Annotated in this window: 22 protein-coding genes; 13 read left to right on the top strand and 9 right to left on the bottom strand. The window is 71.2% G+C overall.

Annotation, left to right across the window (positions count from 1 at the left end; all coding sequences use genetic code 11):
- Nucleotides 1-133: 133 nt before the first annotated feature.
- Both ACI2K4_RS06135 and ACI2K4_RS06140 read right to left on the bottom strand, forming a co-directional pair.
- Complete coding sequence (locus ACI2K4_RS06135; protein ID WP_404509222.1) at nt 134-835, bottom strand: class I SAM-dependent methyltransferase; 702 nt, start codon at nt 833-835, stop codon at nt 134-136.
- A 300-nt stretch (nt 836-1,135) separates the two neighbouring features.
- Nucleotides 1,136-2,239, bottom strand: a complete 1,104-nt coding sequence (locus ACI2K4_RS06140; RefSeq protein ID WP_404509223.1) for a hypothetical protein — start codon at nt 2,237-2,239, stop codon at nt 1,136-1,138.
- Nucleotides 2,240-2,534: 295 nt separating this feature from the next.
- Here ACI2K4_RS06140 and ACI2K4_RS06145 point away from each other — a divergent pair, with 295 nt between their 5' ends.
- The 6 genes from ACI2K4_RS06145 (at nt 2,535) to ACI2K4_RS06170 (ending at nt 9,142) form a co-directional block, all read left to right on the top strand.
- Nucleotides 2,535-3,902, top strand: coding sequence for an AAA family ATPase (locus ACI2K4_RS06145; RefSeq protein WP_404509225.1), 1,368 nt, complete (start codon nt 2,535-2,537; stop codon nt 3,900-3,902).
- Nucleotides 3,903-4,090: 188 nt separating this feature from the next.
- The gene (locus tag ACI2K4_RS06150; RefSeq protein ID WP_404509226.1) at nt 4,091-4,564 is read left to right on the top strand and encodes a MarR family winged helix-turn-helix transcriptional regulator; all 474 of its coding nucleotides are present in this window, start codon (nt 4,091-4,093) and stop codon (nt 4,562-4,564) included.
- Nucleotides 4,565-4,636: 72 nt separating this feature from the next.
- Entirely contained in the window at nt 4,637-6,511 is a 1,875-nt protein-coding gene (locus ACI2K4_RS06155) for an MFS transporter (RefSeq protein ID WP_404509227.1), read from the top strand.
- 179 nt (nt 6,512-6,690) lie between these two features.
- Nucleotides 6,691-7,506 (top strand): hypothetical protein, encoded by an 816-nt coding sequence (locus ACI2K4_RS06160; RefSeq protein ID WP_404509229.1) that lies wholly within the window; start codon nt 6,691-6,693, stop codon nt 7,504-7,506.
- Nucleotides 7,507-7,612: 106 nt separating this feature from the next.
- On the top strand, nt 7,613-8,155 hold the full coding sequence (locus ACI2K4_RS06165) for a hypothetical protein (protein WP_404509230.1): 543 nt from the start codon (nt 7,613-7,615) through the stop codon (nt 8,153-8,155).
- Between the two features lie 165 nt (nt 8,156-8,320).
- Nucleotides 8,321-9,142: a hypothetical protein gene (locus ACI2K4_RS06170; RefSeq protein ID WP_404509232.1), complete on the top strand. Its 822-nt coding sequence runs from the start codon at nt 8,321-8,323 to the stop codon at nt 9,140-9,142.
- Between the two features lie 171 nt (nt 9,143-9,313).
- Here ACI2K4_RS06170 and ACI2K4_RS06175 read toward each other — a convergent pair whose 3' ends face one another.
- Genes ACI2K4_RS06175 through ACI2K4_RS06185 form a run of 3 tightly spaced genes read right to left on the bottom strand, consistent with a single transcriptional unit; the run spans nt 9,314 to nt 11,293 of the window.
- The gene (locus tag ACI2K4_RS06175; RefSeq protein ID WP_404509233.1) at nt 9,314-9,940 is read right to left on the bottom strand and encodes a hypothetical protein; all 627 of its coding nucleotides are present in this window, start codon (nt 9,938-9,940) and stop codon (nt 9,314-9,316) included.
- 16 nt (nt 9,941-9,956) lie between these two features.
- Nucleotides 9,957-10,187: a hypothetical protein gene (locus tag ACI2K4_RS06180; RefSeq protein ID WP_404509234.1), complete on the bottom strand. Its 231-nt coding sequence runs from the start codon at nt 10,185-10,187 to the stop codon at nt 9,957-9,959.
- On the bottom strand, nt 10,184-11,293 hold the full coding sequence (locus tag ACI2K4_RS06185) for a LuxR C-terminal-related transcriptional regulator (protein ID WP_404509235.1): 1,110 nt from the start codon (nt 11,291-11,293) through the stop codon (nt 10,184-10,186). The genes ACI2K4_RS06180 and ACI2K4_RS06185 overlap by 4 nt, the downstream gene beginning before the upstream one ends.
- A gap of 317 nt (nt 11,294-11,610) precedes the next feature.
- Between ACI2K4_RS06185 and ACI2K4_RS06190 the strand changes: the two genes are divergently transcribed.
- The 3 genes from ACI2K4_RS06190 (at nt 11,611) to ACI2K4_RS06200 (ending at nt 12,706) form a co-directional block, all read left to right on the top strand.
- A complete protein-coding gene (locus ACI2K4_RS06190; protein ID WP_404509237.1) occupies nt 11,611-12,078 on the top strand; it encodes a PPOX class F420-dependent oxidoreductase in 468 nt (155 codons plus the stop codon).
- Between the two features lie 62 nt (nt 12,079-12,140).
- On the top strand, nt 12,141-12,362 hold the full coding sequence (locus ACI2K4_RS06195; protein WP_404509238.1) for an SDR family NAD(P)-dependent oxidoreductase: 222 nt from the start codon (nt 12,141-12,143) through the stop codon (nt 12,360-12,362).
- Nucleotides 12,359-12,706 (top strand): hypothetical protein, encoded by a 348-nt coding sequence (locus ACI2K4_RS06200; RefSeq protein ID WP_404509240.1) that lies wholly within the window; start codon nt 12,359-12,361, stop codon nt 12,704-12,706. The genes ACI2K4_RS06195 and ACI2K4_RS06200 overlap by 4 nt, the downstream gene beginning before the upstream one ends.
- Here the strand turns inward: ACI2K4_RS06200 and ACI2K4_RS06205 are convergent.
- Entirely contained in the window at nt 12,686-13,105 is a 420-nt protein-coding gene (locus ACI2K4_RS06205) for a hypothetical protein (RefSeq protein WP_404509241.1), read from the bottom strand. The two genes, ACI2K4_RS06200 and ACI2K4_RS06205, sit on opposite strands and share 21 nt — an antisense overlap.
- Before the next feature lie 354 nt (nt 13,106-13,459).
- Between ACI2K4_RS06205 and yicI the strand changes: the two genes are divergently transcribed.
- Nucleotides 13,460-15,733, top strand: a complete 2,274-nt coding sequence (gene yicI, locus ACI2K4_RS06210; RefSeq protein WP_404509242.1) for an alpha-xylosidase — start codon at nt 13,460-13,462, stop codon at nt 15,731-15,733.
- A 107-nt stretch (nt 15,734-15,840) separates the two neighbouring features.
- On the opposite strand, the gene ACI2K4_RS06215 is transcribed toward yicI, so the two are convergent.
- From ACI2K4_RS06215 to ACI2K4_RS06225, 3 genes are all read right to left on the bottom strand, one after another.
- Nucleotides 15,841-16,542, bottom strand: a complete 702-nt coding sequence (locus tag ACI2K4_RS06215; RefSeq protein WP_404509244.1) for a hypothetical protein — start codon at nt 16,540-16,542, stop codon at nt 15,841-15,843.
- 162 nt (nt 16,543-16,704) lie between these two features.
- A complete protein-coding gene (locus tag ACI2K4_RS06220; protein ID WP_404509246.1) occupies nt 16,705-17,505 on the bottom strand; it encodes an ABC transporter permease in 801 nt (266 codons plus the stop codon).
- Nucleotides 17,502-18,401 carry an ABC transporter ATP-binding protein gene (locus ACI2K4_RS06225; RefSeq protein WP_404509247.1) on the bottom strand — a complete coding sequence of 300 codons (900 nt, stop codon included), beginning with the start codon at nt 18,399-18,401 and terminating at the stop codon, nt 17,502-17,504. Before ACI2K4_RS06225 ends, ACI2K4_RS06220 begins: the two co-directional genes overlap by 4 nt.
- 129 nt (nt 18,402-18,530) lie before the next feature.
- On the opposite strand from ACI2K4_RS06225, the gene ACI2K4_RS06230 reads away from it, so the two are divergent.
- From ACI2K4_RS06230 to ACI2K4_RS06240, 3 genes are all read left to right on the top strand, one after another.
- Entirely contained in the window at nt 18,531-19,784 is a 1,254-nt protein-coding gene (locus ACI2K4_RS06230; RefSeq protein ID WP_404509248.1) for a sensor histidine kinase, read from the top strand.
- Nucleotides 19,781-20,665: a response regulator gene (locus tag ACI2K4_RS06235; protein ID WP_404509250.1), complete on the top strand. Its 885-nt coding sequence runs from the start codon at nt 19,781-19,783 to the stop codon at nt 20,663-20,665. The genes ACI2K4_RS06230 and ACI2K4_RS06235 overlap by 4 nt, the downstream gene beginning before the upstream one ends.
- Before the next feature lie 170 nt (nt 20,666-20,835).
- The gene (locus ACI2K4_RS06240; RefSeq protein ID WP_404509251.1) at nt 20,836-21,774 is read left to right on the top strand and encodes a phosphotransferase; all 939 of its coding nucleotides are present in this window, start codon (nt 20,836-20,838) and stop codon (nt 21,772-21,774) included.
- Nucleotides 21,775-21,803: the final 29 nt, after the last annotated feature.

Raw genomic sequence — 21,803 nt, forward strand, 5'->3', positions numbered from 1 at the left:
AAAACGCTCGGCTGGGACACCCCAGCCGAGCGCCTCGCTAAACTCCTAACCGTCACCGACTAACCACCGTGTTGCAACGACCCCTGGAATCCGCCGCGTTAATAAGGGGCCCTTCCTTTCGCTGAACGCTGCGTCAGGCGTGCTGGACGAAGGCGATTTTCTCGTACGTGTGCACGGCCCGGACCGGGCGGGCGACTCCGGCGGATGCGGTGGGCCAGTGATACCGGTTCACGTCGTGCAGCAGGGACTGGATCAGTTCGACCGAACTGCCGGGGTGGCCGGGCGGACCGCCGCCGTACTCGGCGAGGTAGGCGGTCGACATGTCCTCGACGACGTAGTAACCACCTGGTCTTAGGTGGTTGACGAAGAGTGCCTCGAACGAGGCGCGGATATGCGCGTTGACGTGGCTGCCGTCGTCGATGATCACGTCGAACGGCCCGTGTCGCCGGGCCAGCTCCCGCAGGTACGCCTGATCGGACTGGTCGCCCCGGTGTACGTGGATGCGCGGCTCGGTGATCCGCTTCTCCTCGATGTCGAGCCCGTGGATCTCGCCGTGACGGAAGTAGTCCCGCCACATCCGCAGCGACGCTCCGCCCCAGGTCGGTGAGTCGTAGCCGCCGATGCCGATCTCCAGCAGGCGGATCGGTCGCTGCCGCAGTGGGGCGAAGTGCCGCTGGTAGAACTCGGTGTACGCGTGGAAGCCGCCCTTGTCGGACAGATAGACCCGGGCGAGCGCGCCGAGGCTCCGACGCACGGTCGGGGCGAGCATCCGCTGCACCCGGATGATTCGCTGGTCGCCGATCCGGTGTCGCACCTTTGACCGCATACTGCTCATAAATCCACAGTAACGGAATATCTCCCCAAAACCGGCAGTCGTCGCCGAGCGGGGCGGCCGTACGGGTTCGGGGCGGCGGTCAGGACCCTTCCGGCCACGCGCGGTCGTCGCAAGGATCACCGGCGACATTGGGGACGGTCGCCTGATCCGAAAGGCGGTCAAGAAGATCCTCAACGTCGTGATCGACGTGACCTTCGACATCATCCGCGTCATCCTCAAGCCTGGGAACCGGCGAACCGTGCCACCGCCGACCACTCGTCCGACCGGACCTAGGCTCGGCGGTGGCACTCCGGTCCGTACTCAGTCCTTCATCTTCACCGACACGGTGGCGGTGTCGCTCAGGCCCGCCTCGGTGAGCCGGTAGACAAAGGTGTCGGTGAGCGTGTGCGGGGCCGTACGGACGTACTTCACCTCGTAGCGGGAGTCGACGTTGGTCAGGTAGCCGTACCTGGGCGGTTGCGTGATGGCGAGGGTGGCCGCGCTGCTGGCCAGGTCGTTGACGCGTACCTTGATCACCTTCGGGGTGTTCCGGTAGGCGTGGGCGAGGTCGTCGTTGGCGATGGGGGTGGTGCCGAAGGTGCCGTTGCCCCGGCTGAGCCAGACCGTCGCCGTGCCGGTGCCGAGGGGCTTGGTGCGTACGTCGGTCCGCCCGTCGGCGTTGACGTCGAGCACCTCGATCTCCCAGACCGACGAACCGGGTGCCGGCGCCGAGTGCAGGGCGAGGTGGGTGCCGTTGTCGAAGAGTACGTACACCCCGGCCTCGGTGGGGTAGTCGGTGCAGGACAGGACCGCGTCCTGCCGGCCGTTGCCGTTGAACTCCGCCAACTCCACGTCCCACAGCAGGCAGCCGAACCCCATCGGTCCCGGGACGAGTGAGCCCCCGGCGGTGTTGAGATAGCTGTTGAAACCGCCGAAGTAGGTGCCCGTGTAGAGGTCGGCCAGGCTGTCGCCGTTGAAGTTGGCGGTGCCGATCCGGTCGTGCTCCCACTCGCCCGGCATGGTGCCGACGGGCTGGAAGTTGCGCATGATCAGCAGGCCGTAGTCGACCGGCGGGGCGCAGCACCAGACGAGCACGATCTCCACCGTGCCGTCACCGCCGATGTCGATCACCGTGCCGTCGTCCGGGCAGTGGGTGGTCCCCGGTTCCGCCTCCGGCAGGACGTACGGGTGCGCCGTCGGGGCGCCGAACCGGCCGATGCTGTCGCCGGGGTAGACGCTCAACGTGCAGCGGTCGCTGGTGTTTCCGGGGATGATCTGGTCGACGTACCCGTCGCCGGTGACGTCCCCGTAGAACGGGACGCCGGCCGCGGCGGCCGGGGTGGCGGACGGAAGTACCGCCAGGACGGTCAGCACGAGGGTGGCGACGGTCGTGAGCCGGGTGAGTCGTTGCCGCGGTCTGCGCACGGGCGTACTCCTTTCGAGGGTCGGCCGTTTCTTCGACCGGGACGGGTGAGTGACGATGAGTTGCCGGGCGTGTTCACGTACGGTGCGCGTAGCGGGCGTTGCTCGATCGCCGAGAGGTCGACTGACCTCGGATTTCTCGGACGGTAGTGGTCCACGCGGGTCGAGCGATCTTCTCTGACTGTGATCCGACAATCACGTTCCGTGTTGGGATGTCGTGCCTGGTGCGGCTCACGCGAGCAAACCGGCCGGGGCCGATAATGGGCCGGGAGATCCTGATCGGAGAGTGGGGCGGCGCATGGTCACGGGCTTGGTCCTGCCACCCTCGGTCGAGGCGGGGCGGGTGGTCGAGGCCGTCTTGGCCGACCTGCGCGGGGGAGTGCACCGGGGGGTGGTGGTCGACTCGCCCCCGGGTGCCGGCAAGTCGACCCTGGTGGTCCGCGCCGCCGTCGAACTGGCCGCCGCCGGCGAGCCGCTCATCGTCATCGCCCAGACAAACGAGCAGGTGGACGACCTGATCGACCGACTGGCGGTGGCCGCCCCGGAGCTGCGGATCGGGCGGCTCTCGGCCACCGAGTACGTGCCCTCGGAACGGGTGTCGAGGCACGACGGGGTCCGGGTCGCGGCCAAGGTCGCCGACCTCGGCGGTCCGGCCGTCATCATCGGTACGGCAGCCAAGTGGGCGATGGTCTCCGAGGGCTCCTGGCCCTGGGCGATCGTGGACGAGGCGTACCAGATGCGCTCCGACGCCCTGCTCCGGGTAGCGGCCCGGTTCGAGCGGGCGCTGTTTGTCGGCGACCCGGGTCAGCTCGACCCGTTCTCCACCGTGGACACCGTCCGCTGGACCGGTCTGACCTGGGACCCGATGCAGAGTGCGGTCGCGGTGCTGCTCCGGCACAACCCCGACCTGCCGGTGCACCGGCTGCCGGTCTCCTGGCGACTGCCCGCGTCGGCGGCCCCGGTGGTGGCGGAGGCGTTCTACCCGTTCACCGGGTTCCGAGCCGGTACCTCGGCCGGTGACCGTACGCTCTCGCTGACCGCGCCCGGGCCGGGTGACCCGCTCGACGCGGCGGTGGAAATCGCCGCCGCCACCGGTTGGGCGCTCTACGAACTGCCCGCCCGACACACCCCGCGTACGGACACCGAGGCGGCGGCGGCCTGCGCCGCGCTCGCCCGCCGGGTGCTCGAACGCGGCGCGGTCGCGGTCTCCGAACGTGACCCCGGCGGCGTGCCGGTGGACGCGTCCCGGATCGCGATCGGCGCCGCCCACCGGGACCAGGTCGCGGTGATCCGATCCCTGCTCGGCCCGGCCGGTGAGGGCGTCACCGTGGACACGGCCAACCGGCTCCAGGGCCGGGAGTACGACCTGACCGTGGTGTTGCACCCGCTCTCCGGTCGGCGCGACGCCACCGCGTTCCACCTGGAGTCGGGGCGGCTCTGCGTGCTCACCTCCCGACACCGGCACGCCTGCCTGGTGGTGGCCCGGGCCGGCATCGCCGACCTGCTCGACGCCCACCCCTCGACCGAGCCGGTCCACCTCAACGTGCCGGTGAAGTTCCCGGACGGCTGGGAGGCGAACCAGTCGATGATGTCGGTGCTGGAGGCGGCACGGGCCGTCGGCCCCGGTCGGGAAGGTGAGCGGCGCGCTGCGCCTGGTAGCCGTTGACCACCCGGTTGAGCAGCGTCGACGGCTGCCCCATGAAGGTCGGCACGCAGAACTCCACCCCGGTCGGCTGTGGATCGCGCGGTCGGGGCCGGTGGGGCTCGGTCGGCTCGGCCCAGCCCGGTCCCCGTTCGGCCGCTGTGCCAGGGATCATAAGTAGCTTCTATAAGCACCTGATATATAACTGAGCCGTGGCGGATCGAACCTCGAACGGCGACCCGGACCTGCTCCGTACGGTGACCAGCTTCGACCGGGTGTTGCGGCTGCTGCGGCGGCTCACCACGCCCGACGGGCTGAGTCTCACCGCGGCCTCCACGCTCTACCGGCTGGACGAGTTCGGCGCGCACCGCCTCTCCGACCTGGCGGTGGCCGAGGGCGTGACCCAGCCCGGGATGACCCAACTCGTCTCCCGACTGCAACGAGACGGGCTGGCCGAGCGGCGGGGGGACCCGGCCGACGGGCGCGTCGTGGTCGTCGACATCACCGAGGCCGGCCGGGAGCTGGTGCTCGCCCGCCGTAGGGCCCGCGCCGAGACGCTCGCCAGCCTGCTGGCGGACCTGTCGGAGCGGGAACGCGAGGCGGTGGTGACCTCGCTGCGGGTGCTGGACCGGCTCGCCGAGCGGTCGGCCGCACTCCCGACGGGCGACCGGCTCGCCGAGCGGTAGGCCGCACTTCCGCCGACCAGGGTCACCGCCGACCGCGCATGATCAACTATCACGGCAAGGACATGTGAACCGATGGCTTCGAACGGGCACGACGGAAACGGCCCTGGGAACGGCACGGAGGACGCCGCCGGGAACGGCACCGGCACCGACCGGCGCGGTCTGACCGGTGGCGGCGCGGACCACCCGAGGTACAAGTGGATCGCCCTCTCCAACACCACCCTCGGCATGCTGCTCGCCACGATCAACTCCTCGATCGTGCTGATCTCGCTGCCGGCGATCTTCAACGGGGTGCACCTCAACCCGCTGGAACCGGGCAACGTCAGCTACCTGCTCTGGATGCTGATGGGCTACATGCTGGTCACCGCCGTCCTGGTGGTCACCCTCGGCCGCCTCGGCGACATGTACGGGCGGGTCCGCATCTACAACGCCGGCTTCGCCATCTTCACCGTCACCTCGATCGTGCTCTCCCTCGACCCGTTCGACGGTGGGGGAGGAGCACTCTGGCTGATCGGTTGGCGGGTGGCGCAGGCGGTCGGCGGGGCGATGCTGATGGCGAACTCGGCCGCGATCATCACCGACGTCTTCCCGGCCCGCCAACGTGGCACCGCGCTCGGCATCAACATCGTCGCCGGCATCGCCGGTTCGTTCATCGGGCTGGTCCTCGGTGGCGTACTGGCCGAGTGGAACTGGCGCTCGGTCTTTTGGGTCAACGTGCCGATCGGCCTGCTCGGCACGATCTGGGCCTACCGCTCGCTGCACGACACCGGGGTACGGGTCAGGGCGCGGCTGGACTGGTGGGGCAACCTGACCTTCGCCGTCGGGCTGACCGCGCTGCTCGCCGGCATCACGTACGGCATCCAGCCCTACGGCGGACACACCATGGGCTGGACCAACCCCTGGGTGCTCGCCGGGCTGATCGGCGGCGTCGCCGTACTGGCGCTCTTCTGCGTGGTCGAGTCCCGGGTGGCCGAGCCGATGTTCCCCCTCAAGCTGTTCCGGATCGCCGCCTTCGCCAGCGGAAACGCGGCCAGCCTGCTCGGCTCGATCGCCCGGGGTGGCCTCCAGTTCATGCTCATCATCTGGTTGCAGGGCATCTGGCTGCCGTTGCACGGCTACAACTACGAGCAGACCCCGCTCTGGGCCGGCATCTACCTGCTCCCGCTCACCATCGGCTTTCTCGCCGCCGGCCCGCTCGCCGGCGCGCTCTCCGACCGGTTCGGCGCCCGCCTCTTCGCCGCCGGTGGGCTGGTCGTGATGGCCGCCTCCTTCGGCGGGCTGCTGCTCATCCCGAGCGACTTCGACTACTGGGTGTTCGCGCTGCTGGTCTTCCTCAACGGGCTCGGCGGTGGCCTCTTCGCGGCCCCGAACACCGCACTGGTGATGTCGAGCGTGCCGGCCAGACTGCGCGGCGCCGCCTCCGGTATGCGGGCCACCTTCCAGAACTCCGGCATGGTGCTCTCCATCGGCGTCTTCTTCTCGCTGATGGTGGCCGGACTGGCCGGCAGCCTGCCACAGACCCTCGACTCCGGGCTGACCGCCCAGGGCGTGCCGGCCGCCGCCGCGCACACCGTCGCCCAACTCCCGCCGGTCGGTACGCTCTTCGCCGCCTTCCTCGGGTACAACCCGATCGAGCAACTGCTCGGCCCGCAGGTGCTCGGTGACCTGCCGGCCGCGAACGCGGACGCGCTGACCGGACGGGAGTTCTTCCCGCACCTCATCTCGGGTCCGTTCCACCACGGGTTGGGCGTCGTCTTCTGGCTCGCCATCGGGATGGCACTGGTCGGCGCGGCGGCCTCCCTGTTCGCCCCTCGGGCCCGCCCGGCCGGGCCGGCCGACGACCTGGTCAGCCGCGAGTCCGAACTGGTCGACGAACTGTACGGCGCCGAGCCGCTGACCCCGACCCCGCGCGCGGGCGAGCCGCTGGTCGAACGGCAAGACCGGAACTGACCGTACGCCCGTCCGCCCCTCCCGTGCGGGGGGTGACCGTCGTGCTGCGGCGTGGGTGACCGTCGTCCTCTCTCTAGGGTGACCGTCCTGCTCCTTGTGGGTGACCGTCGTGCCTCCGGTGGGGCGACCGCCTCCGGTACAGGGCAGTGGTCGTGTCCGGTAGCGGGCATCATGGAGCCATGGGCGAGGCGATGCTGGCGCGACTCGGCGCACTGTCCTCCTCGTGGACGGCCCGTCTCGCGCCGATCGTGGTGCCGGCGTTGGCGCTGCTGCTCATGCCGCCGCTCGAACACTGGTACGGCTTCGCCGTGAACTACGACGTACAGGGTGACGTGCAGCGGTTCGAGTCGGCCTACACCACCGCCCTGCTCCGGTTCAGCTCCGGGTTTGTCGGTGGTCCGCTGGTCGCCTTCGCGCTGGGGGCCGCACTCGGTCGGTCGTCCGTCCACGGTAGACCGCTCGCGCGTCCTGGGCTCGCTCCGACGCTGGTGGCCGGTGCGGTGGCGGGCACGGTGCTGGCACTGGCGAACCTGGCGGTGGTGGTCCCGGTCGCGGCGGCGCGTACCGAGTTGACGATGTCGGTGGCCCAGGTACGCGCCGTCGGCCTGCACTTCCATCCGGACCTGCTCCAGGACCCCGGATTCTGGTACGTGCTGCTGGTCGGGACGGTCTCGTTTCCACTGTGGGCGGTCGCTGGCGTCGGCATCGGGACACTGATCGGCCCGGCCCGCCGGCTCGCGCCGCTGCTGACGGCGTGGAACACGGTCGCACTGGTGCTGGCCGGGGTGCTGCTGCTCTGGAGCGACCGGAGATCGGTGGTGCTCTCCGCCGTCGCGGTGTCTCCGCCGTACGGTGCCGTGGCGTCCGCCGTACACATCGGTGTGAACGACTCCACGGTCGCCATGGCGCTGTTGCTCGTCGCGCTCGCCTACCCGGCCATGTTCGCCACGATCGCCTCGACGGCCAGACGACCACCCCGCCGCGCCCCCCACTAACCGACGCACGTTAGGAAGGGCCCCTTCCTATACAAAAAACGATAAGAAGGGGCCCTTCCTTACACCTGGGGGTGGGGGTGGAGGTGGGGGCGGTAAGCTCGTTGTCGTGGCCGCCGTGACACTGACCCGCCCCCTGTGGTGGGTCGCGCGCCGGTCACTGCGGCTGCTCACCGGCCTGATTCTGATGGCCCTCCTGCTCGGCCTCGGTGCCGGCGCGAGCGAAGCCGCCCCTTCGAGCGGGCCGCCGGCCGCTGCGTCCGTGAGTGCGTACTCCGTGAGCGCGTCGCCCGTTGCCGCGTCGTCCGTGAGCGCGTGGGGCACGGCCGGGGGGACGGTGGCGGAGCTGTCACCGGGGGTCGCGGAGTCGCCGACAGGCGTCACGGTGCGGGTCGGGGGAGCGCGGGCCGACCGCACCGACGCGGGCGTCGACGGCACCGACGCGGGCGTCGATGGCACCGACGCGGGCGTCGATGGCACCGACGCGGGCGTCGATGGCACCGACGCGGCGGCGGCACTGGGTGGCTCGACGCCCGTCGGTCACGTCGGGCCGGATCGCCGGTCGACAGCGGCGATTACCGCCGAGGCGGTCGTGCCGGGCGGTCCCGGCCACCCTCTTCCCACTGGCCAACGGGCTCCGCCGACCCGCTGACCCCGCTGCCGGCCGTACCAGCCGGTGAGTGGGGGTTCGTGGCGCAGCCGCGTGCCGGTCGCGTACCCGCCGGACCCGAGCCGGGTTTCGTGGGATTCGCCGGGCGTGAGCGCGCCGATCCGGTCGGCCCTGATCACAATCGTTTATCGGCGAGGTGTGCTGGTTATGGACAATCTCATGTACTTCTTCCTGCTCGACATCCCACGGGCCGCGATGATCTGGTCCACCCTGATCGTGATCGCGTTTGCCGCGATGGCGGTGCTGATCGCGCGCCGGCCACGTCCGGATCTTGCCGACAGCGGCGGGGTGACCCAGGCGAGGGCGGGTGGACCGGCTCGGGCGACGGTCGCCGCCCGGGCTCGGCTCAACGGCGAGGTCGCGGAGCTGACCCGTTACGCGGAGGAGGTCGGGGTCGCGGCCGAGCGGGCGACCGAGACCGCGCGCCGACGCCGGGAGGAGTGGCTCGCCGCGCAGGACGAGGCCGAGCAGGCATGGAAGGCGTACGAGGCTGCCGACCTCGACGCCCGCCGGGTGGCGGCGACCACGTACCTGCCGGTCCCGCGTACGCCGCGCACCCCGTCCGAGTACGCCGACCGTGAGCGCTACCTGCACCGGGCCGCACTGAGCGCGTGCGGTCGACAGGAACTGTCGGTGTTGGAGCTGAGCGACGCGCTGGCGCACCGCAACGGCTGGGACCCCCGCCGGCACCCGGTGGAGCAGGAAGTGGTGCTGCGTCGGGCCGTACGCGACGGACGGCTCGCCGCCCAGCGCCGGGCGGCCGAACGGGAGCGGGCTGCCTGGCAGACCGCCGAGGTGGCCTCGGTGGCCGCGCAGAGCCTGCGGGACGAGGCGTTCGCCGCCGCCGAGCGGGCCCGCCAGGCGACCAAGCTGTTGCCGACCGGCGGCGGTCCCGGCGCCGGCCCGGCTAGTGACGTGTCCCGTCGCCCGGGGCACACCGCCCGCTGGCGCGCGGCCCGGGCCGGTTGAGATCTGGTCGGTCGGATCGGGTCCGGGCCGGTTGAGATCTGGTCGGTCGGATCGGGTCCGGGCCGGTTGAGACCTGGTCGGCCGGATCGGGTCCGTACCGGCTGAGGCCCGACCAGTCGGATCGGGTCCGTACCGGTCGGGCCGTGTCCGTGCTGTCCCTGTCCGTGGTGGTCAGGCCAGTCGAAAACAGGTGCCGCAGAATCCGCCGGGGTCACCGAGGTCCGAGTCGTCGATCAGGAAGACCGGCTTCTGGACCAGTGGGTCGTCGACCGGGATCGGCTGCCAGGTCATCTCGAGATCGGCGTCGAAGGTCAACCGGAGGCAGGCGACCGGGGCGGCGACGGTCCGCATGAGACATACACCGAGCTCCCCCGGCACCGGTTGACGGAACATCGTCGCCTCGACCGGAGTGGGCACCCCGGTCGGCTGGTACGGCCGCAGTTGACTGTCGAAGGCGTACCCGTGGTCGTTGGCGGCGGGGAAGGACACGAGGGTGAACCGGGCCATCGACCAGTTGGGACCGCAGTTGGTGATCTGTCCGGTGACCGCGACCATCGGGTACCCGTCGTACCGGTAGGGCTCGTTGAGCTGCCCGGTGGCGCACGGTGTGGCGAACCAGGCCCGGGGTACGTCCGGCGGGTCGGGCAGCACCGTCGGGGTGCCACCGTCGAGCCGTATGGTGTCGGACGTCCGTACGGCGGTGGGGCCGGCGGTCGCCACACCGGTGCTCGCCAGGACGAGCAGCGCCGTGGTGAGGACCGCGAGCAGCGGGGCGAGGCGTACCTGCGATCGGCTCATTCGTCTCCTTCGCTGTTCACCGGGGTGGGGTGACGGGTGGCCCGGGTGGGGTGATCGGTTGCTCGAGCTTGGGGTCGGTGAAGCAGGTGGCGCACACCCCGATCGGGTCGCCGGCCAGTGGGACGGCGGGCTGCCGTGAGCCGGGTCCTCCGCCGACGGCGCCGCCGGTCATGGCGGTGACGGCGAGCACCACGGTCGTGGCGACGGCGAGCAGGAGCGGTACGGTGCGGATCTGGCGGCGTTTCATTTGTCTTCCTCGATCGGTGGGTCGGCGGTGGCGGGTGTGGCGGCCGGTGGGGTGGCGGTACGCGGGGACGGGATCGGCGCGGCGCCGGCGGCACCGAGCAGGAGGGCGAGCTGGAACCTGTTCTCCACGCCGAGCCGGTCCATCAGCTCGCGCATGGTGTACGCCACCGTCCGTACGCTCAGTTTCAGCTCGTTGGCTGCGGACACGTCCGTGTGTCCGGCGGACAGGAGCGCGACGAGCGCCTGTTCCCGTGGCGTGAGTGTGATGGGCGGTACCCCCTGTCGGAGCGGATCGCGACCCCGCGTCCACAACCGGTCGAAGAGTCCGCAGAGCGCCTGTACCACCGGTGGGTCGTCGACCTCGACGATGCCGGTTTCGAAGTTCAGCGGGTCGGCCGGGAAGAGCGCGACGCGTCGGTCGAAGACCATGAGTTTGAGTGGCGGGTCGAGCAGTTCGCGGTAGTTCATCCCCCCGGGACCGCCCAACTGGGCCAGGTGGGCGGTGCTGCGGTCACCGTCGCCCGGCGGTCGGCCGATGATGCGCAGTTGGATGCCCCGTCGGACCAGGGCGCGGTCGGTCGGGAGCGCGGCGGCGGTGGCGTCCGCGGTGAGCACCTCCTCGGTGTTGATGGCCAGGTGCTCGTACCGTTCGGCGGCTGCCAGGTGGGCGATCCGACGTCGGGCCAACGAGCGGTTGACCCAGTGCCGGATCCCCTTCGGGTCCAACGTCGGCAGGTCCAGCCCGTCGATCGCGGCGAAGTGCCGTCGCCACAGGTCCCGTTCGCTGCCCGCCAGCGCGGGCCGGCGCAGTCGACCCAGCACCTGCGGCAGCGGCGACGGGTCCCAGCGCCGGGCGGCCCGGGACCCGGCCCGGGCGGTCGCCGGACCGGTGGGCCGCGCGGCGCTCAACGCGGCCAGTTCGTCCAGCGCCGCGACCACCCGGGACCGGGTCAGGCCGAGCTCCCGGCTCAGTTCGGTGTCCTTCCGGCTGCCCATCATGGTCAGGGCCCGGTAGACCAGGTCCGCGTCCGGAGACACCCCCCATCGGGTGAGGCGCGGAATCGTCTCGGTGGCTTCGGGCACCGGTTCCTCCCGTTGACCGTTCATGAGCGGCACCCCCGCTCCGCCCGTAAACAGAACACCATTTCGTCAACGACAGCGGAAGGTGTCGGTCGGCCGGTTGCAGGATCATGCAACGAGCTGATGGGCGGGCCTTGCCGGAGCGGCGTGGGCTACCGCATTGTCTTGGCGTCGGTAGGCGCCGAGAGCTACGGGAAAACGGGGGGTAGCTCTCGTCGCGGCGACGGCCGGGTTCCCGGTACGCGGTGCGGGGCCGCGGTGGGGCGCCGGGAGCCCGGTCATCTCCGTCACCGACCACCTCCACCCTCGGCACGGGCGTCGGCCGGCGACCTTAGGGTGGGGGGATGCCCCGCACCATCGCGACCAACACCAAGGTCGACCGCGTACGCCTGACCGAGTTCCTGGCCCCGCGCCACCGGGCGATCCTGATCACCACCCGGGCCGACGGCCGCCCACAGTCGTCCCCGGTCACCTGCGGTGTCGACCCGGAGGGACGGTTGGTCATCTCGACCTACCCCGAGCGCGCCAAGGTGGTCAACATCCGCCGTGACGCCCGCGTCTCGGTCTGTGTCCTCTCCGACGACTGGAACGGGCCGTGGGTCCAGGTCGACGGGGTCGCCGAGGTGCTCGACCTGCCGGAGGCGCTGGAGCCGCTGGTCGAATACTTCCGCTGCATCTCCGGCGAGCACCCGGACTGGGACGAGTACCGGCAGGCCATGCGGACCCAGGGCAAGTCGCTGATCCGGGTCACGATCGAGCAGTGGGGGCCGCTCGCCACCGGCGGCTTCCCGGCGCGTCTCGCCGACGGCTGATCCCGCTCCCGGGGTTTGCCGGTTCCGCCCAGGCCCCGGGCGGGCTGGGGCGGCATACGGAAATGACCCGCGTCGAGACACCGTTCGACTTCTCCTCGACCGCCGAGGAGGTGGCGGAGGGGATCGACCTGACCGGTCGTCGGGTGATCGTGACCGGTGCCGCGTCGGGGATCGGGGTCGAGACGGCGCGGGCGTTGGCCGGTGCCGGCGCCGAGGTCACCCTCGCCGTACGCAACACCGACGCCGGGGCGCGTGGCTGGCGTACGGGCAGTCCAAGTCCGTGAACATCCTCTTCGCGGTCGCCCTGATCGCCCGCGGGGCCGGGGTCGGGATCACCGCGAACGCGGTCATCCCGGGTGCGGTGGAGACCAACCTCCAACGCCACCCCGGCGGCAAGGTGAGTACGCCACCCGAACTCGTCAAGACCCCCGAGCAGGGGGCTGCCACGTCGGTGCTGCTGGCCACCTCCCCGCTGCTCGACGGCGTGGGCGGTCGCTACTTCGAGGACTGCGACGAGGCGGTGGTGCTCGGCCATCGCGGCAAGGATTTCAGCGGGGTGGCACCCTTCGTGCTCGACCCGGCCAACGCCGACCGGCTCTGGGAAACCTCACTGCGCCCGCTCGTCTGAATTCGCGTACCCGACCGGGCCGGCGACAACCTGGAGTTGCAGCGGGCGGTGGTCGCTGAGCGGGTCGGTGACGGTGAAGCCGGCCGATTCGAGGATGGCCCAGATCGCCCGGCGCATGGCCTCGGCGATGGCACCGAAGTGCTCCAGCACCGGGTCGTCGGTCCGCTGTTCGGTGACGCTCTCGGTGACCGCGTTGCCCAGTCGCCGGTGCGGGCGCCAGAGGACGAACACACCACCCGCCTCGTCGTCACCGGGATCGACGTCGACCGTCACCCCGGCGAAGTAGTCCGGCTCGTTCTCCACCGCGACCGGCAGACCGGCCTCGGTGAGGGTGTTCCGCACCCGGGCCGCCAGTCCCCGCCACTCGTCGAGCACCGCGGCCGGTACGAGCGTGAACACGCCTGGACTCCTCCAGCGTCCGGGGCGGCTGCGCCACCTGTCCGTCCTGATCAACGGCACCGACCCTAGCAACGCCCGGCGGCACGTGCCCGTCACACCGACCGTACGAAGGCGACGGGGCGGCAGGCAGGCGGCCGGTCCGTCCCGGTGCGGGTGGCCGGTCCGTGCCGGTGCGACGTACGGCCGGTCACTGGGCGGGATTTCCCGGTCACGCCATTGACACCGTCGGGGAAGCGCTCGTAGCTTTCCAGTCGGAGCCGACGATCGAAGCGCTTCGACTTCGCTTCGGCTGACCGCTCCGAAAAGCTTCCGACCCGCACTGGTCCAGACCGCGATCGATCAGGGTAGGACTCGATGAAGTTCAGTAACGGCTACTGGCGGATGCGCGACGGCGTCCACCCGCTCTACCCGATGCAGGTGCGCGACGTCACGGTGGAACCCGCCGCGCTGACCGTGTACGCGCCGACAAAAAAGATCCTGAGCCGGGGCGACACCCTCAACCAGCCGCTGATCACCGTACGGTGCACCTCGCCGGCCCCGAACGTGATCGCGGTCAGGATCGCGCACCTGCTCGGGGAGCGGCCCCGCCGCCCCGAGTTCCGACTCGGCGTCGACCCTTCGACGCCGGTGCGGACCGACGACGGCGCCGACCACGCCACCCTCACCTCCGGCGCGCTGACCGCCCGCTTCCACCGGGGTGACAACTGGTGCCTCGACTTCGTCGCCGACGACCGGGTGCTGACCAGCAGCGGTTACAAGGGCATGGCCGCGCTCGACACCGACCGGGGCCCGTACGTCCGGGAGCAACTCCGGCTCGGCGTCGGCGAGACCGTGTACGGCCTGGGCGAGCGCTTCGGCCCGGTGGTGAAGAACGGCCAGACGGTCGACATCTGGCAGGAGGACGGCGGCACCAGCAGCGAGCACGCGTACAAGAACGTGCCGTTCTACCTGACCACCGCCGGCTACGGCGTCTTTGTCAACCATCCCGGCAACGTCTCGTTCGAGGTCGGGTCGGAGGCGGTCAGCAAGGTTTCGTTCAGCGTCGCCGGCCAGTCGATGGAATACCTGGTCATCTACGGCCCGACGCCTCGCGAGATCCTGCGCCGGTACACCGCGCTCACCGGCCGTCCGGCCCTGCCGCCGGCCTGGTCGTTCGGTCTCTGGCTGAGCACCTCGTTCACCACCTCGTACGACGAGGAGACGGTGCACGGGTTCGTCGACGGAATGGCCGCCCGGGACCTGCCACTCTCGGTCTTCCACTTCGACTGCTTCTGGATGCGCGAGTTCCACTGGTCCGACTTCGAGTGGGACCCGAAGGTCTTCCCGGACCCGGTCGGCATGCTCAAACGGCTCCGCGAGCGTGACCTGCGAATCTGTGTCTGGATCAACCCGTACGTCGCGCAGCGCTCGGCGCTGTTCGCCGAGGGAATGGCCCACGGTTACCTGGTGCGGACGGCTTCCGGCGACGTCTGGCAGTGGGACCAGTGGCAGGCCGGCATGGCGCTGGTCGACTTCACCAACCCGGACGCCCGCCGCTGGTACGCCGACAAGCTACGCGCCCTGCTGGAGATGGGGGTGGACGCGTTCAAGACCGACTTCGGCGAGCGGATTCCGATCGACGTGGTCTGGTTCGACGGCTCGGACCCGGAGCGGATGCACAACCACTACACCCAGATCTACAACCGATTGGTCTTCGACCTGCTCCGGGAGCACCGGGGCGAGGGGGAGGCGGTGCTCTTCGCCCGCTCGGCCACCGCCGGGGGACAGCAGTTCCCGGTGCACTGGGGCGGCGACAGCGAGTCCACCTTCGAGTCGATGGCGGAGACGCTGCGCGGCGGGCTGTCGCTGGCCATGTCCGGCTTCGGCTACTGGAGCCATGACATCGGCGGCTTCGAGGGCAAGCCGGACCCGGCGCTGTTCAAGCGCTGGGTGCCGTTCGGGCTGCTCTCCACGCACAGCCGGTTGCACGGCAGCCAGAGCTACCGGGTGCCGTGGGACTTCGACCAGGAGGCGGTCGACGTACTGCGGCTGTTCACCCGGCTCAAGGCGAGGCTGATGCCGTACCTGTTCGGGCAGGCGCTGGTCGCGCACCTGGAGGGGATGCCGGTGCTCCGGCCGCTGGTGGCCGAGTTCCCGGACGACCCGGCGGTGCCCTACCTGGACCGGCAGTACCTGCTCGGCGACAGCCTGCTGGTCGCGCCGGTGTTCGACGCGGACGGCGCGGTCAGCTACTACGTGCCCGAGGGCACCTGGACCGACCTGCTCACCGGGGCGGAGATCACCGGCCCCCGCTGGGTACGGGAGTCGGTCGGCTTCGACCGGGTGCCGTTGCTGGTCCGCCCCGGTACGGTGCTCCCGCTCGGCGCGGTCTCCGACCGGCCCGACTACCCGTACGCCGACGGCGTGACCCTGGCCGTCCACCAACTGCCCGACGGTGCCGAGGTGCAGGTGAGCATCCCCGCCCTCGACGGCACCGAGGCCGCCCGCTTCACGGTGACCCGAACCGGCTCTACCCTCACCGCCACCCGCCTGTCCGGCGACCCGCTGCCCTGGCAGGTCCAGCCCACCCCACTGACCGCCCCCCACCAGGTCCCGGCCCACGAGAACAGGTGGACCGGCACCTGCTGACCTCCCCCGTCGGAAGGTCCACCCCGTCGATCACGAAGTTATCGCCGGTCGCGAGTACGGACGGCGGCGATAACTTCATGATCGACGCGCTGGGGTCGGGCGAGCCGTCAGGGTGTGGGAGTGGCGTCGCCGGGCACTGCGGGCCGGGTCACCCGGCGCCAGTACTGGTGCTTTCTCTTCTCGTCGCGGACGACGTAGCCGAGTTGGGCCAGTTCGGTGCGGATCCGGGCGGCGTAACTTGTCTTGTCGTCCTTCAGCGCCTTCTGGCGGGCGGTGAGCAGCACGTTCACCGCGTCCGGCAGGTCGCTGACCGGCGCCACCCAGAGCCGGTACCCGGCCCGGTACGGATCTTCGGCGACCCAAGGGTAGCCCTGAGCCTCGAACGCCTCGCGCAGTGGCTCGGCCTCCAGGTCCGAGGACTCCCGGGCGAGTTCCGCCCCGGCGACGTCGAGCAGCACCAGGTGCTTGCCGTCGAGAAACACCAGGTGTACGCGGGCACCGTCGATGTCCCGTACGGTGCCGTCGCCCCTGGTCAGGGTGACCCGGTCCGGGGCGACGGCCACCGTTAGCCGCTCGTGCACCGCGAGGACGGCGACGACCAGTCCGGCGGCCAGCCCGATGCCGATCGCCCCGAGGGTCGCGCCCGGTTCGGGCACGTCGTCCACGAACTTGGCGACGGCTTTCAACGGTGCCCAGGGCACCTTCACCAGCCAGCCGGTGAGCCCGTTGAGTCCGGCGACCAGACCGGCGCCGATCAGCGGGAAGAGGCCCCAGATCAGCAGCCGTACCCAGCGCGGTTCGGTCACCACCCGGGGAGCCGCGGATCCCGGCGGTCGAGGCATGGGCGGCCTGACGCCGGACGCCTGCGCGCCCGGCGTCTCCGGTCCGGGGACTCCCGTGTCCGGCGGCGGACCGGCTGATGCCGGACCCGGTGCCTCCGGACCGGGTGCTCCGAGGCCGGGCGGCACCATCTACGACACCTCGCGACGGACGATTCGCACCAGGCCGGCGATCAGCGGCAGCACCACCCAGACCGCGACCGAAACGGCGATCCGACCCCACTGACCGGCGGTCACCTCCGCCGAGACGAGCGGAACCGTGGTGACGCCGATGTCGAACCACTCCGCCGCCCGGCGCAACCCGCTGATCATGCCGCCGAGCAGCGACCAGACGAGCGGCAGCACCAGGTAGAGCACGATCGCCAGCGGGGTGTTCAGGAACAGCATGCCGAACGCTACGCCCATCACCACGTTGATGACCTGGAACACGGCCGCGTACCCGATGATCTGGGGCTCGAACGACCAGGTGCCGGCGCCACCCAGCGCCCCGGCCAGCGCGGTGCCGATCGCCGCCACCACCATGCTGGCCAGCACCGAGGCGAGCGCGGCGATGATCGCCGCCGCGATCTTCGCGACCAGCACCCGGGACCGCTGCGGCACCAGCGCGAACGTGGTCATCACGGTGCGCTGGGACCACTCGCTGGTGACCAGCAGGATGCCGAGCACCGGCAGCAGGATGCCGACCGGGAGCAGCGACGGGAAGAAGAAGTTGGCGAAGGTCTGCTCCGCGTCAGGCATGACAAAGAGTTGGACGGTGACGATCGCCGCCGCGGCGAGGGCGATCACGATCAGCAGCCAGTAACCGGCCCGGGTGTCGGTGAGCTTGCGCAGTTCGACCCCGGTGAGCCGGGCCAGCCCGGGGCGGCGCAGCGAGGGGTGGGGGGACGTCGGCCCGGCCGGCGGTGTGGTCGTACTCACGGTGGTGGTGGTCATTTGACAGCCTCCCGTACGGAGTCGCCGGCGGTCAGGGTGAGGAAGATCTGTTCCAGGCCGTTGCTCTCGGCCGAGCGCAGCTCGATCAGGACCGCGCCCGCGTCGGCGGCGACCTTTCCGACCGCGACCGGTTCCGCCTGGACCATCAGCGCGCCGTCGGTGGCGGTGGTCGCGGTCAGCCCGGCCCGTTGCAGTGCCGTACGCAGCGTCTGCGGGTCGAGCGCCCGGACCAGGGTGCCGGTCCCGGCCAGCAGTTCGTCCTTGCTGCCCTGTGCGACGATCTTGCCGCCGCCGATCACCACCAGCCGGTCCGCCACCGCCTCCACCTCACGCAGCAGGTGGGAGGAGAGCAGCACCGTCCCGCCCCGGTCGGCGAAGTCGCGCAGCAGGCCCCGCATCCAGAAGATGCCCTCCGGGTCCAGGCCGTTGGCCGGCTCGTCCAGGATCAGCACCCGGGGCTCACCCAGCAGCGCCTGGGCCAGGCCGAGCCGCTGCCGCATGCCGAGCGAATATTTTCCGACCCGGCGCTTGGCCGCGACCGCGTTGAGCCCGACCCGGTCCAGGGCCTCCCCGACCCGCCGCCGGTCCACGCCCATGGTCATCGCGGCCAGGCTCAGCGCCTCCTGGCCGGTACGCCCGGAGTGCTGGGCGGAGGCGTCCAGCAGGATGCCGATCTCCCGCCCCGGGTTCGGCAGATCCTGGTAGCGGACCCCGTTGACGGTGGCGCTGCCGGCCGAGGGCGGTGTCAGCCCGCAGATCATCCGCATGGTGGTGGACTTGCCGGCACCGTTCGGGCCGAGGAACCCGGTTACCGTGCCCGGTTCGCACTGGAACGTCACGTCGTCGACGGCCGGATGGGCGCCGTACCGTTTGCTCAGGTGGTTGACCGCAATCATGGGACCAGCCTGACGGCACGGCACCACCCGCCGCTGCGGCCGTCGGTCGCGTTCGCGCGACCTTGGTCTACGGTCCGGCCTCGACTTTGGTCGCTGTCCGAGCCCGGTGACAGTTCGTAACATGGGGTGGTGACCGGTATCGCGGCGTCGGAGAACGCCTGGCTGCTGCCGTCCGCCCTGGCCGCCGAGCCGGACCGGACCGGACGCCAGCCGCGCCGTACGACCCGCGACTGGATCGTCGACTCGATCGCCTTCCTGATCGCGCTCGGGTTCGTGATCATGGTCTCCTGGGACCTGCACCAGCGCGTCCAGCCGAGCCCGCTCGGCGGCACCATCCCGGAGTGGCTGCTCACCCTGGACGGCTGGCTCAGCGCCCTGCTCTGCGCCGTCCTCTGGGTACGTCGCCGCTGGCCGGTCCAACTCGCGGTGGCCGCGCTGCCGCTGAGCCTGATCTCGGCCCCCTCCGCGATGGTTGTCCTGATCCTGCTCTTCACCGTGGTGGTGCACCGGCCGCTCAGGGTGGCCGGACCGGTGGTCCTCCTGCACCTGCTGGCCGCTTTTGCCTTCTGCTGGATGCGCCCCGACCCCACCGTCAGCCTGCGCGTCTCGATCGTGCTGGCCATCACGATCACCGCCTCGGTGGTGCTCTGGGGCATGGTGGTGCGGGCCCGCCGCCAACTGGTTGTCTCGCTGCGCGAGCGGGCGCACCGTGCCGAGGCCGAGCAGCAGTTGCGGGTGGCCCAGGCCCGGCACCTGGAACGGACCAGGATCGCCCGGGAGATGCACGACGTGCTCGCCCACCGGATCTCGCTGCTCAGCCTGCACGCGGGGGCGCTGGAGTTCCGCCCGGACGCGCCGCCGGAGGAGGTGGCCCGGGCCGCCGGGGTGATCCGGGACAACGCCCACCAGGCACTCCAGGACCTGCGCGAGGTGATCGGCGTGCTGCGGGAGGAGGGCGCTGGCGACGGGCCGGAGCGCCCCCAGCCGACCCTGGCCGACCTGGCCATGCTGGCCGAGGAGTCCCGGGTGGCCGGGATGCGGGTGAGCGTACGGGAGCAGGTCGACCACGCGGAGGCGGTGCCGGCCGGGGTTGGGCGCAGCGCGTACCGGATCGTGCAGGAGGGGCTGACCAACGCCCGCAAGCATGCGTTCGGGGCGGCGGTGACGGTGACCGTGGCGGGGGGTCCGGGGACCGGGCTGAGCGTCGAGGTGTGCAACCGTTGGCCGGTCGGGCTGCCGCCGGTACAGCGAATCCCGGGCACCGGGACCGGACTGGTCGGGCTCGCCGAACGGACCAGCCTGGTCGGCGGTCGGCTGGAGCACGGCCGTACCGAGGCCGGCGACTTCCGGCTGGCGGCCTGGCTACCGTGGTCCGCGACATGAGCGACAGCGGACCCGGTGCCGGCGCGGTCGGGGGCGGTGTGGTCGGGGACAGGGCGGCCGGAGCCGGTGTGGGCGGGGGCGGTGTGACCGGGGATGGAGCGGCCGGGGACAGTCCGGTCGGGGGCGGGCCGATCCGGGTGCTGCTGGTCGATGACGACGCGCTGGTCCGGGCCGGGCTTTCGATGATCCTCGGCGGGGTGGACGACCTGCGGGTGGTGGGCGAGGTGGCCGACGGCGCCGAGGTCCCGGCCGCGGTCGCCGCGTACGCGCCGGACGTGGTGCTGATGGACATCCGGATGCCCCGGGTCGACGGGCTGGCCGCGACCGAGTCGCTGCGCCAGACGCCGGACCCGCCCGAGGTGCTGGTGTTGACCACCTTCGACGCCGACGAGCACGTGCTCCGGGCACTTCGTGCGGGTGCGAGCGGCTTCCTGCTCAAGGACACCGCCCCGGCCGAGATCGTCCGGGCGGTCCGCCGGGTCGCGGCCGGGGAGGCGACCCTGTCGCCGGCCGTCACCCGTCGCCTGATCGCGTACGCGACCGGGCCCGGTGAGGTCCGTGACGGTTCCGGAGCGGGTCCCGCCGGTGCCCGGGCGGGCGCGGGTGGCCGGGGTGCCGACGGTAGCCGGGGTGCCGACGGTGGCCGGGGTGCCGACGGTAGCCGGCGGGACCGGGCGTTGCGGCAGCTCGCCGGCTTGAGCGAGCGGGAGCGGGAGGTCGCGCTCGCGCTCGGCCGGGGCTGTTCGAACGCGGAGATCTCGGCCGAGCTGTTCATGAGCGTGGCGACGGTCAAGGCGTACGTCTCCCGGCTGCTGGCGAAGCTGGGGTTGAACAACCGGGTCCAGGTGGCCCTGCTGGTGCACGACGCCGAACTGGTCTGACCCGACACGTCCGCCGTCCGGTGGCCGTGTTTGTCCGTTCGGCCCCCTTTCCCGGATGACCGCAGTTCTCGGTCCGACTGCTGACGGCGGTCGATGCCTTCCCCAGAATGAGCGTCGAGTATCTGACTGATGACGATGGGTAGTCATCGGTGGCGCGGAAGGCGGACGATATGGACAGCAGGCTCAGTCAGCCGGAGTTGGCCACCATCCTGGCCCGGTACGACATCGCCGCCCCCGGGGTCGTACCGGAACCGGACGGAACGACAAACAGTAGTTACCTGATCCGGGGCCGGTCCGCGTCGTACGTGCTGACCGTGCTCGACGACCACGACGTGGCCTCCGCGCGGCGGCTCACCGCCCTGCTCGACCATTTGGTCCGACACGGCGTGCCGACGAGCCGACCGTTGCGTGGCCGCGACGGCACCGAGCTGACCACCCTCGGGGGTGTCCCGGTGCTGGTGAAGCAGTATCTGCGGGGCCACTGCCGGGCGCCACTGCCACGCTACAACTGCGCCGCCGCCGGTGCGCTGCTCGGGCGGGTGCACACCGTACCCGTGCCGAACTGGCTGCCCCGGCGGGCGCGGCGGCTCCCCGCCGGCTGGCTGGCCCAGGTGGACACCTTTCCCGACCGGCGGTTCGCCGACTGGCTCCGGGAGCGCTGGGTCGACGTCGCCGGGGTGGAGAACCTGGCCGGCCCGTACGGTCTGGTGCACGGTGAGTACGTGGCCCGAAACCTGGTCATCGGCGAGGACGGGCGGTTGGCCGTGCTCGACTGGGAGACGGCGAGCCACGACCTGCTCCTGCTCGACCTCGGCACGGCGCTGGTCCGGCTCTGCGCCATCGACGGACGGTTCGACGCCGACCGGGCGGCCTCCCTGCTCGGCGGGTACCGACGCAGCCGGGAACTCACCGATGCGGAGCAGGCCCACCTGCGACTCGCCGCGCAGTACGCCGTACTCCGGATCGCCTACCACCGCTACCTGCGTTACCGACGCCACCGGCCGGACCCGGCCCGGGCCCACCACTACCGTGAGCTGCCCGGCTTCCTGTCCAGTCTGGACCAGCACTGGTCCCGGCTGCTGCTCAGCCCGTCGGTCCGGTCACGTTGACCGACCCACCCGGCTCACTCGGCCCGGTC

It is taken from the genome of Micromonospora sp. NPDC050397 (genome assembly GCF_044901685.1).
Taxonomy (GTDB): Bacteria; Actinomycetota; Actinomycetes; order Mycobacteriales; family Micromonosporaceae; genus Micromonospora_G.